The following is a 16281-nucleotide window of genomic DNA, read 5'->3' as shown; positions in this document are numbered from 1 at the left end:
TTCGTTCCTCCGGTGTGTGTGTGCCCCATCCATGGGGCTGCGCCGTGCCTGGCCGCTACAAGCTACACGGTAACAATCTTCATCGAATTCGTCCCGCCGGGCCCGGTAAAGTCGCCCTTGGTCACCAGCACGCGGTCGCCGGGGCTCAGCACCTTGCGGTAGACCAGGCAGTCGATCGCCTCGGCCACCGGCTTGAGCGTTTCCAGCGCGCTCGGCTGGAACGCCACCGGGTAGACGCCGCGGCACAGCGCCATGCGGCGGCGTGTGCGCTCGAGCTGGGTCAGGGCGTAGATCGGGATCTGCGTTTCGGCGCGCGACATCATCAGCGCGGTGCTGCCGGATTCGGTGAGCGAGACGATGGCGGTGGCGTGCATGTGCCGCGCGGTCCAGGTGGTGGCCATGGCGATGGCCTCGTCGGTGCGCTCGAAATGGCGGTCCATGCGTTCGGCGGCGCGCTCGCGCGGCGGCATGGCGCTTTCCGCCGCGATGCAGACGCGGGCCATCGCTTCCACCACCTTCACCGGCCAACGCCCGGTGGCGGTCTCGGCGGAGAGCATCACCGCGTCGGTGCCGTCCATCACCGCGTTGGCCACGTCGGAGACCTCGGCGCGGGTCGGCAACGCGTTGGTGATCATCGACTCCATCATCTGCGTGGCGGTGATCACCATGCGGTTCATCTCGCGCGAGGTGGCGATGATGCGCTTCTGCCAGCCCGGCAGTTCGGCGTCGCCGATCTCCACGCCCAGGTCGCCGCGCGCCACCATCACCGCGTCCGAGGCGGCGACGATTTCGTCCAGCTTCGGCAGCGCCTCGGCGCGCTCGATCTTCGACACCAGCGCGGCGCTGCCGCCGGCGGCCTGCACCAGCTGGCGTGCTTCCTCCATGTCGGCGGCGTTGCGCGGGAAGGAGATGGCGAGGAAGTCGGCTTCGATCGAGACGGCGTGGCGCAGGTCCTCGCGGTCCTTGTCGGTCAGCGCCGCGGCGGAGAGGCCGCCGCCCTGCTTGTTGATGCCCTTGCGGTTGGACAGGGTGCCGCCGATCTGTACCACGGTATCGATGCGCGTGCCCCCGGCCTGCTCCACCCGCAGCGAGATGGCGCCGTCGTTGAGCAGCAGCACGTCGCCGGGCTTCACGTCGCGCGGCAGTTCGGCATAGGCGCAGCCGACGATGTGCTGGTCGCCGGCATTGGCGCCCAGCGCGGTATCCAGCGCGAAGGGCTGGCCTTCGACCAGTTCCACCGGGCCGGCGGCGAAGCTCTCGATGCGGATCTTGGGGCCCTGCAGGTCGGCCAGGACGGCGATATCCAGGCCCATTTCCAGCGCCGTCTTGCGCACCGCCGCCGCGCGGCGGGCGTGGTCCTCGGCCTTGCCGTGGGAGTAGTTGAGGCGGACCACGTCGACGCCCGCGATGAGGATGCGCCGCAGCACGGCGGGGTCGTCGGTGGCGGGGCCGAGGGTGGCTACGATCTTGGTGCGGCGGGTCATCGGATGGCGATTGGCGGTTGCTTGAGCGGGGCAGTGTGCTTTGCGCGCATGACAGTGCGGGCCGCACAATATTGCGCCTCCATTGTCCTACTACGCCAACGCCATGACCACCCTTGGAACTCCGCTATCGCCCAACGCCACCCGCGTCCTGCTGCTCGGTTCCGGTGAGCTGGGCAAGGAAGTGGTGATCGAGCTGCAAAGGCTCGGCGTCGAGACCATCGCCGTGGATCGCTACGCCGATGCGCCGGCGATGCAGGTGGCGCACCGCAGCCACGTCATCAGCATGCTCGACGGCGCCGCCATCCGCCGCATCGTCGAACTGGAGAAGCCGCACCTGATCGTGCCGGAGATCGAGGCGATCCATACGCCCACCCTGCAGGAACTGGAGCGGGAGGGCTACACCGTCATCCCCACCGCCCTGGCGGCGCGCCTGACCATGGACCGCGAGGGCATCCGCCGCCTTGCCGCCGAAGAGCTGGGCCTGCCCACCTCGCCCTACCGCTTCGCCGGCACCGAGGAGGAATACCGCGCCGCCATCCGCGACATCGGCATTCCCTGCGTGGTCAAGCCGGTGATGTCCTCCTCCGGCAAGGGCCAGAGCACGGTGAAGAGCGAGGCCGACGTGGCCAGGGCCTGGGCCTATGCGCAGGCCGGCGGCCGTGCCGGCGCCGGGCGCGTCATCGTCGAGGGCTTCATTCCCTTCGACTACGAGATCACCCTGCTCACGGTGCGGCATGCGGGCGGCACCAGCTTCTGCGAGGCGATCGGGCATCTGCAGATCGACGGCGATTACCGCGAGTCCTGGCAGCCGCACGCGATGCCGCCGGCCGCGCTGGCCAGGGCCCAGGATATCGCCGCCAAGATCACCGCCGGTCTCGGCGGGCGCGGCATCTTCGGGGTCGAGCTGTTCGTGCACGGCAACGACGTCATCTTCAGCGAGGTCTCGCCGCGGCCGCACGACACCGGCATGGTCACCATGATCTCGCAGGACCTGCCGCAGTTCGCGCTGCATGCGCGGGCCATCCTCGGTCTGCCCATACCCAACATCCGGCAGCGCGGACCGGCGGCGTCCTGCGCCATCCTGCTGGAGGGGGATCGCAAGGCGCCGGTGTTCGGCGGCATCGCCGAGGCGTTGGCCGAGACGGACACGCAGGTGCGGCTGTTCGGCAAGCCGGAGATCATGGGCAAGCGGCGCATGGGTGTGGCGCTGGCGCTGGCCGCTTCGGTCGACGAGGCGCGCGCCAAGGCGCGGCGGGCAGCGGCGGCGGTGCGCCTGGTGGAGTAGGGCGCGGCGGGGCCGCCGTGCCAGTCGCCTTGACCCGATTCCTTCACAAAAAAATAACACTGGTTCCCTAAGCTGGCGGTATCGCCTTAGCGATCATCCAGGGGGAGTTCCAGTGAAACACGTCAATGTCCGGCGTCGCCTCGGCGCGCGCGCCTGTTCCATCGCCGGCCTGTTTGGCGTCGCCGCTTTCGCGCTGCTGACGCCCGCTTGCTCCAACAACGATTCCAACTCCGGCGACGCCGCCAGCCAGGACGCCAACATCAAGGCCGCCTGGGTCGAGATCGGCGACCAGAACCAGGCCATCGCGCGCGTCATCACCAGCTTCGCCGGCTGTCCCCTGATCGTGGTCGACGGCAACAGCAGCCGCATGGACCAGCGCGTCGGTCCTGCCACTATTGCACTGCGCACCACCGCCAGCAGTCCGGCCGACTCCAAGCCTTCCGATTTCCCGGTCACGGTATGCGAGGCGAAGCTGCCCGCGGGTGCGCAGAAAGTCGGCGTTGCTTCGCGCCTGCTGCCGCTGCCCAAGGCCACACCGCAACGCATCGCCATCATTGCCGACACCGGTTGCCGCCTGAAGAAGTCGAGCAACGCCTTCCAGTCCTGCTCCGACGCCACCCAGTGGCCTCTGGCCAAGGTGGCGCAGAGCGTGGCGGCGATGAAGCCGGACCTGGTGCTGCACATCGGCGACTACCAGTACCGCGAGAATGCCTGCCCCGGCGATATCGCCGGCTGCCAGGGCAGCCCCTGGGGTTATGGCTGGGATACCTGGGACGCGGACCTGTTCACGCCGGCCGCGCCGCTGCTGGCGGCGGCGCCCTGGGTGGTGGTGCGCGGCAACCATGAGGAATGCGCGCGCGCCGGCCAGGGCTGGTTCCGCTTCCTCGATACGCTGCCCTACGACGTGGAACGCTCCTGCGACGATCCGAGCAACGACGGCTACGCCAACTACTCCTATCCCTATGCAGTGACCCTGGGTACGGATGCGCAGTTCATCATCTTCGATTCGGCCAAGACCGGCTCCGCGGCGCTGAAGACCACCGATCCGCAGTTCGTCGCCTACCAGCAGCAGTTCATCAAGGTGGCCGCGCTCGCCGCCAAGAGCGGCGTCACCAGCATCTTCGCCAATCACCATCCGATCCTCGGTTACGCGCCGCTCACCGGCGCCGATCCGGCGCCGGGCAATGCCGCGTTGCAGTCGGTGATGTCCAGCCTCAATTCCACCGCCTACTATCCGCCCGGCATCCAGATCGCCCTGCATGGCCATGTGCATGATTTCCAGGCGATCGATTTCTCAACCGGCCATCCCGCGACCATCGTCGCCGGCAACGGCGGCGACAACCTCGACGTCAACCTGCCGGACCCGTTCCCGAGCGGCGATGCGCCGGCGCCCGGCGCCACTGTCGACGCCATCAGCCACACCAGCACCTACGGCTTCATGATCATGGAGCGCGCCGCCACCGGCACCGGCTGGACCTTCAAGGCCTACACCGCGGACAGCAAGTTGCTCACCACCTGCGGTGTCAGCGGCAGCAAGCTGGCCTGCGACAAGGCGGGATTCATCGATCCCAACTCGTAAGAGCCTGTAACAGAATGAATCGCACCTGCGACGGCGGTCATTTTTGCGCAGTGCAAGTCGGACAGAGTGCGGCATGGTCATTCCATGGTGCGCTCTGGCCGGCGCAGCACTGCGCAAAAATGGCCCCGTCCCGAAGGGTTGCGCCCAAAATCCGCGCCAGACTGCGTTGTCAGCCCCAGCCATGGAATCACCATGGCTGGGGCCTCCGCCTTGCCTGACGCGATTTTGGACTGCAACGCAGGTGCGATTCATTCTGTTACAGGCTCTAAGGCAGCCGCCGTTTGAGCCTGCAGCGATGGTGCTGCGGCATGGTGGCCGCAGTCCTGGCGCTGGCCGTATGGCCGGCCAGCGCCGACCTGCCGCCTGAAAGCCGCGTCGGCGCCAGCACGCTGCGCTACAGCGTCATTCCGCCGCAGCGTGAATTCAGCGCCAGGCCGGAGCTGGCGGCGTTGGGGCGGCGCGTGTTCTTCGACCGCAGCCTGTCCGAGCCGGCGGGCCTGGCCTGTTCCGGCTGCCACGATCCGCAGCGCGCCTTTTCCGGCGACCGCGGCTCCGCGCTGGGCGTTGCGCCGGGCAGCCGCCCGGACCGCTTCGGCCTGCGCAACACGCCATCCGTGCTGTATGCGCGTTATGCGCCGCCGCTATACCTGTACATGGACGACGACAGCCTGGTGCCGGAGCCGCGCGGCGGGCTGTTCGCGGATGGCCGCGTCGATACCCTGGCGGAGCTGCCGCTGGCGCCGCTGACCAATCCCCTGGAGATGAACAACCGCGATGCCGCCATGGTGGTGCGCAAGCTGGCACACGCGGGGTACGCCGAGTCCTTCAGACAGCAGTTCGGGCCGGATGTATTTGCCGACCGCAAGCGCGCCATGGCTGCGCTGGGCGGCGCCATCGAAGCCTTCCTGCAGAGCGACGAGATGTCGCCGTTCTCCTCGCGCTACGATGCCTTCATCCGCGGGCAGGGTCAGCTCGGCGAACAGGAGTTGCGCGGCCTGGCCTTGTTCCGCAATCCGAACAAGGGCAACTGCGCCTCCTGCCACGGCTTCAACGAAACCTCCAGCAACCCGGCGCGCTCGCTGTTCACCGACTACGCCTACGAGTCGGTGGCAGTGCCGCGCAACAACGCCATTCCCGCGAACCGTGATGCCGCGCACTACGATCTCGGCCTGTGCGAAACCGCGAAGCAGAAGGCTTGGCCGGACCCGGAACAGTGGTGCGGCTATTTCCGCACGCCGTCGCTGCGCAACGTCGCGGTGCGCGAGCGCTATATGCACAACGGCGAATTCAAGGATCTGCGCACCGTGGTTGCGTACTACGCCACGCGCGGCACCGATCCCTGGAAGTGGTATCCGCGGGGTCGGCTGTTCGACGATGTGCCGGCGCAATATCAGCACAACCTCAACATCAATTCCACGCCGTATAACCGGCGTGAGGGAATGAAGCCGGCGCTGGACGATGCGGAAATCGATGCCATCGTGGCGTTTCTGCGGACGCTCACCGATCAGGCGTACGAAAGCCTGCCTGGCGACGGCAAGACCGATCCGCGTTGAACCAAGCTGCTGTTCTCTCTCCGCGCGCGGAGAGAGCAGGATGTGGCGATGGGCGTTTCGACCTGGCGCTATCTGAAAACTGGCCGAAAGAACGACCGCTCATAGCTCAGGAAACACCGCGTCTCCTCGTAATACCGCATCGCCGCCAGGCATTCCGGATCGACCGCCGCCTTGCTGCGATAAACCTCGTATTCCGCCAGCGACGGAAACGTGAACAAGGCCAGCGCGATGTTGCTGTGGCCTTCACCCGGCATGAAATAGCCGTGGTGGGTGCCGCCGAACTTCTCCACCAGCGGAATCCACATCCTGCCGTAAGTCTCGAATTCCTTGAGCTTGAATGGGTCCAGCACATAGCGCAGATAGCAAGTGACCAAGGCAGCTCTCCTCAGGTTCGGCAGACCAGCGCCCGATCAAGGACGCCGCACCTGCACGTAGTGGCGCTCGCCGTTGCGCGGATCGTAATAGACCTCGGTCAATGCGCCGCTGCCCGGATCGACGAAGCGCTCGCCGGTGGTGGTCCAGTGCGGATCGGGCTTGCCGGTCTGCGTGCGCTTGTACTGCCAGCGCTCCCAGATGATCCCGGCCGTGAGCATCAGGCCGAGCACCAGCAGATGCGGCAGGATCGGATAGAAGCCGACCGCAGCGCAGACCGCGGCCCCCACCAGCAGCAACAGTCCGATCATCAGCAAAGCCTGACGTAACACGCTCAGATCACCGATTCCAGCACCACGGCGGTGCCGTAAGCGACGATCTCGCTCATGGTCTGCCCGATCTCGGCCGAGTCGAAGCGCATCATGATGATGGCGTTGGCGCCCATGGCGGTGGCGTTCTCCACCATGCGGTCGATGGCGTGGCGCCGCGCTTCTTCCAGCAACTGGGTGTACTCGGGAATCTCGCCGCCGCCCAGAGAGCGCAGGCCGGCCATGATGTTGCCGCCGATGCCGCGGCTGCGGACCACCACGCCGAACACCTGCCCCTTGGTTTCGCGGACCCGGTAGCCGGCCACGTTTTCGCTGGTGACGATGATCATCGCGCCTCCCGGTTCCCTAAGCGGCTAGTTTACGATTACCGCGGATCAGCGGAGAACCCCATGAGCGTCAGCATCGAAAAGCAGGGCCGTGTCACCACCGTGATCATCGACCGCCCCGAGGTGCGCAATGCCATCGACCGCGCCACGGCCGATGCGCTGACCGAAGCCTTCCTGGCTTTCGACGCGGACGGGGAATCGGATGTCGCGGTGCTGTGGGGCGCGGGCGGCCATTTCTGCGCCGGGGCCGATCTCAAGGCGCTGGCGGAAGGGCGGCAGCCGAATCGGGTGGAAGAGGAGGGCGACGGGCCGCTGGGGCCGACGCGCCTGCGCCTGTCCAAGCCGGTGATCGCGGCGGTGTCCGGCTACGCGGTGGCGGGCGGTTTCGAGCTGGCCTGCTGGTGCGACCTGCGGGTGGTGGAAGACGACGCGGTGTTCGGTATTTTCTGCCGCCGCTGGGGTGTACCGCTGATCGACGGCGGCACCATCCGCCTGCCGCGCCTGATCGGCCTGTCGCGCGCCATGGACCTGATCCTGAGCGGCCGGCCGGTGCAAGCCATGGAAGCGCAGCAGATGGGGCTGGCCAACCGCGTGGTGCCGAACGGCGATGCCCGCGCCGCGGCGGAAGCGCTGGCGGCGGAACTGGCGCGCTTCCCGCAGCTGTGCATGCGCAACGACCGGCTCAGCGCCTACGAGCAGTTCGACCTGGGGATGGAAGATGCGCTGCGCAACGAGACGCGGCGCGGGCTGGAAACCCTGGCCAGCGGCGAGACGCTGCGCGGGGCCACGCGCTTTGCTTCCGGAAAAGGGCGCGGCGGCAGTTTCGAGGACCTGTAGGGGCCGCGGCTCTATTCCGGCACGTTGGGAGTCGGGGTCGGCGGCGGCAGCAGGCCGCGACAGTTCGGCGGCAGGGCCTCGTAGCCGGCCTTGTAGTCCGGGCCGAGGCCGCCGGTACGCTGGATCAGGTCGCCGGTGAGCTTGGTGCAGCTGACCAGTTGCTGTTCACCGCCGGCACTTGTCGCTTCCTGGCGGGCGGTGTGCGGGCGCAGCGCGAAATAGGCCAGCAGTCCGACGACCACCAGCGCCAGCAGCAGGCTGAGCATGCCGCCATGCTGGCGCGAACGAGGGGTATTCATGCGGTAGGAAGGCACCGGTCCAGAGGTTTCCGGACTTTACCGCATCCTCCCGCCAGCCCGGCTCAGAAAGCGAAGCCCAGCGGCGCGTAATGTCCCGGCGCCGGCTGGGTGAACAGCGGGCGGCGGTTCATGCGGCGGCAAAGATGGTGCATCAGGCGCTGGCCCTCAGCCCACTCGCCTAAGCCTGACTCGCTGTTGATGTGGCCTTTGTCGCCGAGGTCGACGAACTCGCTGCCCCAGTCGGCGGCCCACTGCCGGGCGTGGCCCAGCGGCATCCAGGGGTCGTTGCTGCTGGCCACCACGGTGCTGGGGAAGAGCAGCGGCACCTGCGGCAGCGCCCGCTCCACGCCGAAGCGGTCCGGGTTGGCCGGGGCCACCAGCAGGGCGCCGGCGATCAGGTTGGACTGGAAAGTTTCGGCGCGCACGGCGGCCAGGCAACCGAAGCTGTGCGCCACCACCAGGGCCGGCCCGTCCAGTTCCAGGGCGGTTTCGACGATGCGGCGGGCCCAGCGGTCGAGGTCCGGTGCGTTCCAGTCGTCCTGCCGCACGCGCACGAACTGCGGGAAGCGCCTCTCCCACAGGCTTTGCCAATGCTGTTCGCCGCTGCCGCGCAGGCCGGGGACCACCAGGACCGGGCCGTTCCACTCCAGGCCGTCCAGTTTGAAGCTGCCGAATACGCTCATCGCCTGACTCGCATCTGTGGGGGTGCGCGCTACCGCGGCACCGGATGCATGAAAGATTATGGCGACGAAGACAGAACTGGAAGATATAAAAATAGCTTTATTTAGACCTAAATAGTATAACTGGAACCCGGCCCGCTTCCGTGCCCCAATTCCCTACTTCGAGCCGAATACCTTCTTCAGCAGGTCCGAACTGCGCGCCGCCGGATCGGTGCGGATGGCCTTTTCCTCGTCGCCGACGCGCAGGAACAGGCCGTCCAGGGCCTTCTGGGTGACGTAGGTGTTGGGATCGGCCTTGTCGCCGAGCATCGAGGCCATCGGCCCGGCCGAGGAGATGACGCCGTTGTACTGCTGCACCAAGCCGACTTTCGTGGTGATCTTGGTGACGATGGGCTTGAAGCGGGCGGTCAGGGTGTCGCTGGTGGTGCGCTTGAAGTACTGGGTGGCCGCGTCGTCGGGGCCGTTGAGGATGCCGCGCACGTCGTTCAGGGTCAGCTTCTGCACCGCCTTGCTGAACACGTCGGCGGCGACCGGCACCGCCTGTTCGGCGGCGCGGTTGAAGGACAGGTGCAGCGCATCCAGCTGCGAACCCATGCCCGAGCCCTGCAGCATGCCTTCCAGCTTCTGCACCGGGCCGGGCAGGGGGATGCGGAAGCGCGGGTTGTTCCAGAAGCCGTCGGTCCTGCCCAGCTCGTTGATGGCGTCGCGGGTGCCCCTGGCCAGGGCTTCCTTGAGGCCGGCGCCGATGTCGGCATCCGACAAGGCATTTTGGGCGGCCGGCTGCTGCATCATGCTCTTGGCGAAGTCGGAAAGCTGGTCGGCGCGGGCGATGGCGGCGGCGCACAGGCTCAGGGAAAAAGCGGCGGCGAGGGCGTAAGGGGCGGGTTTGCGGTCCATGGCTGACCTCTGAATTGGAAGGCCTAGGCTAGTGCAAACACACTAAGAACACATGAAATGGCCTGAAAATTGATGCGTTTTAACATTTGGCCGCGTACAATCCGCGATCTTTTTTGGTTTGTGTCATCCTGTCGAGTTCCGGTCCGCCTTTGGCCCGGACCAGCGCGGCAACAAATTGCCCCGCACCCCCTGTTTGAATTCCTTGTATTGGTGCTCCCGTGATTGAGAATCTCCGCAACATCGCCATCATCGCCCACGTCGACCATGGCAAGACCACTCTTGTCGACAAGCTCCTGCGCCAGTCCGGCACGCTCGATGTCCGCGAGAACCTGGGCGAACGCGTGATGGACTCCAACGACCTCGAACGCGAGCGCGGCATCACCATCCTGTCGAAGAACACGGCGATCCGCTGGACCGACAAGCGCACCAATACCCTGTACCGCATCAACATCGTCGACACCCCCGGACACGCCGACTTCGGCGGCGAAGTGGAGCGCGTGCTGTCGATGGTCGACTGCGTCTGCCTGCTGGTCGACGCCGCCGACGGTCCCATGCCGCAGACCCGCTTCGTCACGCAGAAGGCCTTCAACATGGGCCTCAACCCGATCGTGGTGGTGAACAAGGTCGACCGTCCGGGCGCGCGCCCGCACTGGGTCATCGACCAGGTGTTCGACCTGTTCGACAAGCTCGGCGGCACCGACACGCAGCTCGATTTCCCGGTGGTCTACGCCTCGGCCCTGCACGGCTACGCCGGCACCGACGCCGAAGTGCGCGAAGGCAACATGGATCCGCTGTTCCAGACCATCGTCGACAAGGTGCCGCCGCCGAAGGTCAACGCCGATGGCCCGTTCCAGATGCAGGTGACCTCGCTGGCCTATTCCAGCTACGTCGGCGTCATCGGCACCGGCCGCATCACCCGCGGCCGCATCAAGCCGAACACCACGGTGGCGGTGGTCGGCCGCGATGGCGCGGTGCGCCAGGGCAAGGTGCTGCAGGTGCTGGGCTTCATGGGACTGGACAAGGTCGAGGTGCCGGAAGCCGAGGCGGGCGACATCATCGCCGTCACCGGCATCGCCGAGCTGGGCATCTCCGAAACCATCTGCGACCCCAAGAACCCTGAGCAGATGGCAACCCTGCAGGTCGACGAGCCGACCATGACCATGACCTTCGAGGTCAACAAGTCGCCCTTCGCCGGCAAGGAAGGCAAGTTCCTCACCTCGCGCCAGATCAGCGACCGCCTGCAGCGCGAGCTGAAGACCAACGTCGCGCTGCGCGTCGAGCCGGGCGAGTCGCCCGACCAGTTCCGCGTCTCCGGCCGCGGCCTGCTGCACCTGGGCATCCTGCTGGAGAACATGCGCCGCGAAGGCTACGAAATCGCCGTGGCGCGTCCGCAGGTGATCCTGAAGGAGATCGACGGCCAGATCTGCGAGCCGTACGAAGCTCTGGTCGCCGACGTCGAGGACAAGGACCAGGGCGGCGCCATCCAGGGCCTGGCCGAGCGCGGCGGCAAGATGCAGAACATGGTGCCGGACGGCCGCGGCCGCGTGCGCCTGGAATACACCATTCCCTCGCGCGGACTGATCGGCTTCCATACCGAATTCATGTCCATGACCAAGGGCACCGGCCTGCTGTTCCACAACTTCGACCATTTCGGCCCGAAGGCGGAGAGCAGCGATATCGGCCAGCGCCACAACGGCGTGATGATCTCCAACGACCAGGGCTCGACCCCGGCCTATGCCCTGTTCAACCTGCAGGAACGCGGCCGCATGATCTCCGAGCCGGGCGACGAGATCTATGAAGGCCAGATCGTCGGCATCCATGCCCGCGAAAACGACCTGGTGGTCAACGCGTTGAAGGGCAAGAAACTGACCAACATGCGCGCCTCCGGTTCGGATGAAAACGTGCTGCTGGTGCCGGCGGTGAAGTTCTCGCTGGAGCAGGCGCTGGAGTTCATCAACGACGACGAACTGGTCGAACTGACCCCGACCTCGATCCGCATCCGCAAGAAGCACCTGAAGGAACAGGATCGCAAGCGCGCCGACCGCGCCGACTGATCCGCTGCGCTCGAAAAACCCCGCAACGGCGCAGGCCTTGCGGGGTTTTTTAATGGCGTGTCCCGGCCCGGCTGTCCTGACGCCGCGGTCAGGCGATCTCCGTTTTCCTGAAATTCCGCTTCCACACATCGGCCAGTTCCGGCTTGGCGTCCACTTCCAGCGCCACCGCGTGCAGCTTGGGGCAGTGGTTGCCGAACCAGATATGGCGCGGGCGCCAGTGGCTCATCACACCCACGTAGAGGTCCAGCAGGGAGAAGTCCGTCCCCATCATCCAGGGCGCCGGGGTCAGGCTGCTTTCCAGTTGCAGCCAGCATTCCTCGCGGCGGCGGTCGGTGCTGGCGCGCAGCTGCTTCCCGGCGGCTTCGCCTTCGACCCATTGCTGTGGCTTGTCGCCGTAAGTGAAGGTGGGGTAGATCGCCGTATTGATGAAGAACAGCCAGCGCAGGAACTCCGCCCGCCGCGGGTCGTCCATCGCCGGCATCAGGCGCGCCTGCGGTTGCGTCTCGGCCAGATGCAGCAGGATCGCCGCGCTTTCCGTCAGCACCGTGCCGTCGGCGCGCAGCAGGGTCGGCACCTGGCGCAGCGGATTGAGCCGGACCAGGCGCGCCAGTTCCGGCCCGGGCGCGGTGTAATCCATGTATTCGATCTGCAGCGGCAGACCGGCCAGGGCGTAGCCGGCTTCGACCAGTACCGAACCCGCTCCGCGCGTCGCAATCAGGATGTCGCTCATGAACCGGGCTCTCCTGGTGATGCAGGCAAAAGGCGGATGCGCAAGGCCTGCTTCCTGCGCGGAGCATACCCGGGCAGCCCGGCCTTATCGAAATTCCGTGACCGTGGAGTTGGACGACAGAATCGCCGCGGTGTTCCCCGCCAATCACTTTTCCGCTTTTTTCGAGCGCATGGCGCGGACGAAGTCTTCAAGGCGGAAGCCGGCTTCGTCGGGGTACTGGCGCTCGGTAGAGAAGGCGCCGCCGATGCGGTCGAGGCGGAAGTTGCGGAAGTCGCGGCGCAGCTCGCACCAGGCGGCGAGCGACCAGACGTTGCCCCAGAAATACAGGCCGAGCGGCCAGACATGGCGGGTGCTGGCCTGGCTGGCCGCGTCCTTGTAGTCGAGCAGGGTGACGACGCGGCCGGCGATGACGTGGCGCAGGGTGTCGAGCACGTCGCCGACAGCCGGGTCGGCGTAGCTCATGGCGTAGAGCCGGGTGCGCTCCAGCTCGATGCGGCGCGCTTCCGGCAGCGCCGCGGCGATCTTGGCCAGGGCCAGTTCGGACGCCTGCCGCAGCTGCGGGCTGCCCCAGCTGCCGATCATGCGCGCGCCCGCCACCAGCGCTTCCACCTCCTCGTAGGTGAACATCAGCGGCGGCATGTCGAATTCGGGACGCAACCGGTAACCCACCCCGGCCTCGCCCTCGATCGGCACCCCCGTGCGTTCCAGGTCCTGGATGTCGCGGTACACCGTCCGCTGCGACACCTCCAGCCAGTCCGCCAGCTGGGCCGCGGTGGTGAGCCGCCGCCCGCGGAGGTACTGCACGATCTGGAACAGCCGGTCGGCACGTCTCATAACTCAAGCATACAGGTGGCGATACACGGCCAGGCGTCGCGGCATCGTCCCGGCCGCGCCGGCCAGTGGCGGCCACTTGCGCAGGGCCGCCAGCGCCAGGGCCACGGCAATGACGAAGTCCGGTTGCAGCAGCGCCAGTGCCGCATAGGCCAGCCGGGCGCAGAACGACAGGATGAACGGCCGCGTGCTGCCTTCGGCCATCAACGCCGGCGCCAGGGCCGGGTGCAACAACAGGCTGGGGTTCATATGCACTCCTTGAATGGTCATGTCGTTTCCTCGTTGGCCAGATAGAGCCCGGGTTTCCATTCCGGGCTCTATCAGCAAGTCGAACGAGGAGCCGTCAGATCGACACCAACTGTGTTAATTCACCGCCCTGGGGTCGAACTGCGGGTTCTCGATCAGCGAGAAGACGTTGCCGAACGGATCCAGCACCGAGCCGACCTTGATGCCGCCGCCGACCTCCTTGACCGGTTCGTTGGGCTTGGCGCCGAGCCGCAGCAGGCGGGCCAGCTCGGTCTCGATGTCGGGCACACCCCAATAGGCCTGCACACCGAGCGAGCCGGGCCGGCCGTCGGGAATCAGGCCCAGCTCGAAGCCGCCGACGCCGAAGCCGACATAGAAAGGCTGATCGAAGTGGGGTGGCACGCCGAGCACCTCGCTGTACCACTCGCGCCCCTCGGCCAGCTCCGGCACGGGATAGATGGCGCTGCGCAATCCGAGAATCATGGCTTTCTCCTGGGGCGGGTGCGGATCAGGCCAGTGCGTGCAGGCCGATGCGGTTGCCTTCGCAATCGCGGAACAGGGCGAAGCAGCCGATGTCGTCGGGCAGCTCGGTGCGCGGTACCAGCACTTCGCCGCCGGCGGCCCTGACCCGCTCCAGGGCCTGGTCGAGCAAGGGGTCGGCGTTGAGGTAGACCACGGTGCCGTCGCTGCCGGGTTTGAGCATCTCGCCTCGCGCCAGGCAGCCGGTGGTGCCGCCCTCGTCGCGGCGCGGGAATACCGCCAGATCCATCGGCCCGGCGTTCTGGCGGATCAGGGAAGACTGGAACAGGATTTCGTAGAAGCGGATCGCCCGCGGCATGTCGCTGACGGGAATCTCGAACCATACGGGAAGATTACGGCGCTGCTGTTCACGGCTCATTGGAGGCTCGCAGGTAAGCGTGCGAAGTGCACGGGAGCCATGGTGCGCGGGTGCTGCTGACACCATTCTGTCAGGAGGCGCGGCGGCACTTTTTCGGAGTGCCGGTAATGCGTCCGTCAAAGCGTGAAGTGCGCCGCATTGCGCGCGCTGCGGCGTGTTAGCATTTGCCGGCGCGGCGATCACGAATCCAGGCCGCCACATTCAATGACGGACGACCCGGAAAAAGAAGACCCCTTGCAAGACCAGCCGCAAACGCGTGACCCCCAGCAGGAGGCCGCGTGAGCGGTATTGTGGTTGTCGATCAGCAGGGCGACTGGCCGGTGGATATCCCCGGGGTCGACGTTGTCACCGCCTGGGATTACCTGACGCAGGACTCCTTCACCCGCCTGCGCGGCGTGCGTGTCTACAACCTGTGCCGTACCTTCAGCTACCAGACCACCGGTTACTACGTCTCGCTGCTGGCCGGCGCGCGCGGCCACAAGATCCTGCCGGACATCACCACCGTGCAGGACCTGAAGCTGGCGGAAAGCCCCTCGGTGCTGAACGATGAAATCGAGGAGCTGATCCAGCAGAGCCTGGCCCGGCTCGGTTCCAGCGAGTACATCCTCAACGTCTACTTCGGCGACAGCCCCTACATCCGCCACGAGCGGCTGGCGCGGGCGCTGTTCAACCTGTTCCCGGCGCCGCTGCTGCAGGCCAAGTTCGTCTGGCGCGGCAACCAGTGGCGCGTCGACACGCTCAACGCCGTGGCCATGGGCGAGGTGCCGGCGGCGCACCACGAATTCCTCTACCAGACCGCGCGCGAGTACTTCACCCGCCGCCGCGGGCCGCGCCGCAAGCGCGACTCCACCCGCTACGACCTGGCCATCCTGGTCAACGAGGACGAGAAGGAAGCGCCCTCCAACGCCCGCGCCCTCAAGCTGTTCGAGAAGGCGGCGGAAGACCTCGGCTTCTCGGTGGACTTCCTCGACAAGTCCGACTACGGCCACGTCGCCGAATACGATGCCCTGTTCATCCGCGAGACCACCGCGGTCAATCACCACACCTACCGCTTCTCACGCCGCGGCGCGCGCGAGGGCCTAGTGGTGGTGGACGATCCCGAGTCGATCCTGCGCTGTGCCAACAAGGTCTACCTGGCGCAGCTGATGGACCGCCACCGCATCCCCCAGCCCAAGACCATGCTGGTGCACCGCGCCAACGTCGCCGACGTCGGCCGCGAGATGGGTTTCCCGCTGGTGCTGAAGCAGCCCGACTCGCAGTTCTCCAAGGGCGTGATCAAGGTCGAGTCCGAAGCCGACCTCAAGCGCGAGACGCGCGAGTTCCTGGAACGCTCCGACCTGATCGTGGCGCAGCGCTTCGAACCCACCGAGTACGACTGGCGCATCGGCGTGCTCGACGGCCAGCCGTTGTACGCCTGCCGCTACTTCATGGCGCCGGCGCACTGGCAGGTGGTCAAGCGCGACAAGAACGGCGCCAAGCGCGAGGGCAACCACGAGACGCTGGACGTGAAGGACGTGCCCAGGCAGGTGCTGAGCGTGGCCCTGCAGGCGGCGCGGGCCATCGGCAGCGGCCTTTACGGGGTGGACCTGAAGCAGTTCGGCAGCGTGGTCAAGGTGATCGAGGTCAACGACAACCCGAACATAGACTACGGTGTCGAAGACCTGGTGCTGAAGGACCAGATCTACCGGCGCATCATGGAGTATTTCGTGCGCAAGCTGGACGAGCAAACCCGGGCCAAGGAACCACAGGCGCGCTAGGGAGCCTCTGATGAATCCCAAGCCCTGCCGCGGTTTGCCCTTTGATGCAGGGCAAGGCGCGAGGAGCGTGGTGTACTGAAATGTACACGAGCGACGAGCAACGCCGCCCTGCATCAAAGGGCAA

The 16281-nt window shown here is 66.6% G+C and carries 18 protein-coding genes; 6 read left to right on the top strand and 12 right to left on the bottom strand.

What is annotated here, in order from left to right:
• Positions 1–62: 62 nt before the first annotated feature.
• Complete coding sequence (pyk, locus tag BP26_RS0114580; protein ID WP_029921310.1) at positions 63–1484, bottom strand: pyruvate kinase; 1422 nt, start codon at positions 1482–1484, stop codon at positions 63–65.
• A 103-nt stretch (positions 1485–1587) separates the two neighbouring features.
• Between pyk and purT the strand changes: the two genes are divergently transcribed.
• From purT to BP26_RS0114565, 3 genes are all read left to right on the top strand, one after another.
• Positions 1588–2769 (top strand): formate-dependent phosphoribosylglycinamide formyltransferase, encoded by a 1182-nt coding sequence (purT, locus tag BP26_RS0114575; protein WP_029921309.1) that lies wholly within the window; start codon positions 1588–1590, stop codon positions 2767–2769.
• Positions 2770–2929: 160 nt separating this feature from the next.
• Entirely contained in the window at positions 2930–4348 is a 1419-nt protein-coding gene (locus BP26_RS0114570; RefSeq protein WP_029921308.1) for a metallophosphoesterase family protein, read from the top strand.
• A 308-nt stretch (positions 4349–4656) separates the two neighbouring features.
• Positions 4657–5901, top strand: coding sequence for a cytochrome-c peroxidase (locus BP26_RS0114565; protein WP_051748987.1), 1245 nt, complete (start codon positions 4657–4659; stop codon positions 5899–5901).
• 68 nt (positions 5902–5969) lie between these two features.
• Here BP26_RS0114565 and BP26_RS0114560 read toward each other — a convergent pair whose 3' ends face one another.
• Genes BP26_RS0114560 through BP26_RS0114550 form a run of 3 tightly spaced genes read right to left on the bottom strand, consistent with a single transcriptional unit; the run spans position 5970 to position 6931 of the window.
• Positions 5970–6275 carry an NIPSNAP family protein gene (locus tag BP26_RS0114560; protein ID WP_029921306.1) on the bottom strand — a complete coding sequence of 102 codons (306 nt, stop codon included), beginning with the start codon at positions 6273–6275 and terminating at the stop codon, positions 5970–5972.
• A gap of 36 nt (positions 6276–6311) precedes the next feature.
• Positions 6312–6584 carry a hypothetical protein gene (locus BP26_RS0114555; protein WP_157572538.1) on the bottom strand — a complete coding sequence of 91 codons (273 nt, stop codon included), beginning with the start codon at positions 6582–6584 and terminating at the stop codon, positions 6312–6314.
• Between the two features lie 23 nt (positions 6585–6607).
• Entirely contained in the window at positions 6608–6931 is a 324-nt protein-coding gene (locus tag BP26_RS0114550) for a YbjQ family protein (protein ID WP_029921304.1), read from the bottom strand.
• A 60-nt stretch (positions 6932–6991) separates the two neighbouring features.
• On the opposite strand from BP26_RS0114550, the gene BP26_RS0114545 reads away from it, so the two are divergent.
• The gene (locus BP26_RS0114545) at positions 6992–7765 is read left to right on the top strand and encodes a crotonase/enoyl-CoA hydratase family protein (protein WP_029921303.1); all 774 of its coding nucleotides are present in this window, start codon (positions 6992–6994) and stop codon (positions 7763–7765) included.
• A gap of 11 nt (positions 7766–7776) precedes the next feature.
• On the opposite strand, the gene BP26_RS0114540 is transcribed toward BP26_RS0114545, so the two are convergent.
• The 3 genes from BP26_RS0114540 to BP26_RS0114530 all read right to left on the bottom strand — a co-directional run bounded on the left by BP26_RS0114540 (position 7777) and on the right by BP26_RS0114530 (position 9641).
• Complete coding sequence (locus BP26_RS0114540) at positions 7777–8064, bottom strand: hypothetical protein (protein ID WP_029921302.1); 288 nt, start codon at positions 8062–8064, stop codon at positions 7777–7779.
• 62 nt (positions 8065–8126) lie between these two features.
• A complete protein-coding gene (locus BP26_RS0114535) occupies positions 8127–8747 on the bottom strand; it encodes an RBBP9/YdeN family alpha/beta hydrolase (protein WP_084183105.1) in 621 nt (206 codons plus the stop codon).
• 153 nt (positions 8748–8900) lie between these two features.
• Complete coding sequence (locus BP26_RS0114530; protein ID WP_029921300.1) at positions 8901–9641, bottom strand: DUF4197 domain-containing protein; 741 nt, start codon at positions 9639–9641, stop codon at positions 8901–8903.
• Between the two features lie 218 nt (positions 9642–9859).
• Between BP26_RS0114530 and typA the strand changes: the two genes are divergently transcribed.
• Positions 9860–11695 carry a translational GTPase TypA gene (gene typA, locus BP26_RS0114525; RefSeq protein WP_029921299.1) on the top strand — a complete coding sequence of 612 codons (1836 nt, stop codon included), beginning with the start codon at positions 9860–9862 and terminating at the stop codon, positions 11693–11695.
• Between the two features lie 88 nt (positions 11696–11783).
• Here the strand turns inward: typA and BP26_RS0114520 are convergent, their stop codons facing one another.
• The 5 genes from BP26_RS0114520 to BP26_RS0114500 form a co-directional block, all read right to left on the bottom strand.
• The gene (locus BP26_RS0114520; RefSeq protein ID WP_029921298.1) at positions 11784–12425 is read right to left on the bottom strand and encodes a glutathione S-transferase family protein; all 642 of its coding nucleotides are present in this window, start codon (positions 12423–12425) and stop codon (positions 11784–11786) included.
• A 144-nt stretch (positions 12426–12569) separates the two neighbouring features.
• Complete coding sequence (locus tag BP26_RS0114515) at positions 12570–13259, bottom strand: helix-turn-helix transcriptional regulator (RefSeq protein WP_029921297.1); 690 nt, start codon at positions 13257–13259, stop codon at positions 12570–12572.
• A 3-nt stretch (positions 13260–13262) separates the two neighbouring features.
• On the bottom strand, positions 13263–13526 hold the full coding sequence (locus BP26_RS0114510) for a hypothetical protein (protein ID WP_157572537.1): 264 nt from the start codon (positions 13524–13526) through the stop codon (positions 13263–13265).
• Between the two features lie 93 nt (positions 13527–13619).
• The gene (locus BP26_RS0114505) at positions 13620–13985 is read right to left on the bottom strand and encodes a VOC family protein (RefSeq protein ID WP_029921295.1); all 366 of its coding nucleotides are present in this window, start codon (positions 13983–13985) and stop codon (positions 13620–13622) included.
• A 25-nt stretch (positions 13986–14010) separates the two neighbouring features.
• On the bottom strand, positions 14011–14400 hold the full coding sequence (locus BP26_RS0114500) for a VOC family protein (RefSeq protein ID WP_029921294.1): 390 nt from the start codon (positions 14398–14400) through the stop codon (positions 14011–14013).
• Between the two features lie 278 nt (positions 14401–14678).
• On the opposite strand from BP26_RS0114500, the gene BP26_RS0114495 reads away from it, so the two are divergent.
• Complete coding sequence (locus BP26_RS0114495) at positions 14679–16157, top strand: RimK family ATP-grasp domain-containing protein (protein ID WP_029921293.1); 1479 nt, start codon at positions 14679–14681, stop codon at positions 16155–16157.
• Positions 16158–16281: the final 124 nt, after the last annotated feature.

The sequence above is a fragment of the Nevskia soli DSM 19509 genome (assembly GCF_000711955.1).
GTDB classification, from domain to species: domain Bacteria; phylum Pseudomonadota; class Gammaproteobacteria; order Nevskiales; family Nevskiaceae; genus Nevskia; species Nevskia soli.
This window is presented reverse-complemented; position numbering and strand designations above follow the sequence as displayed.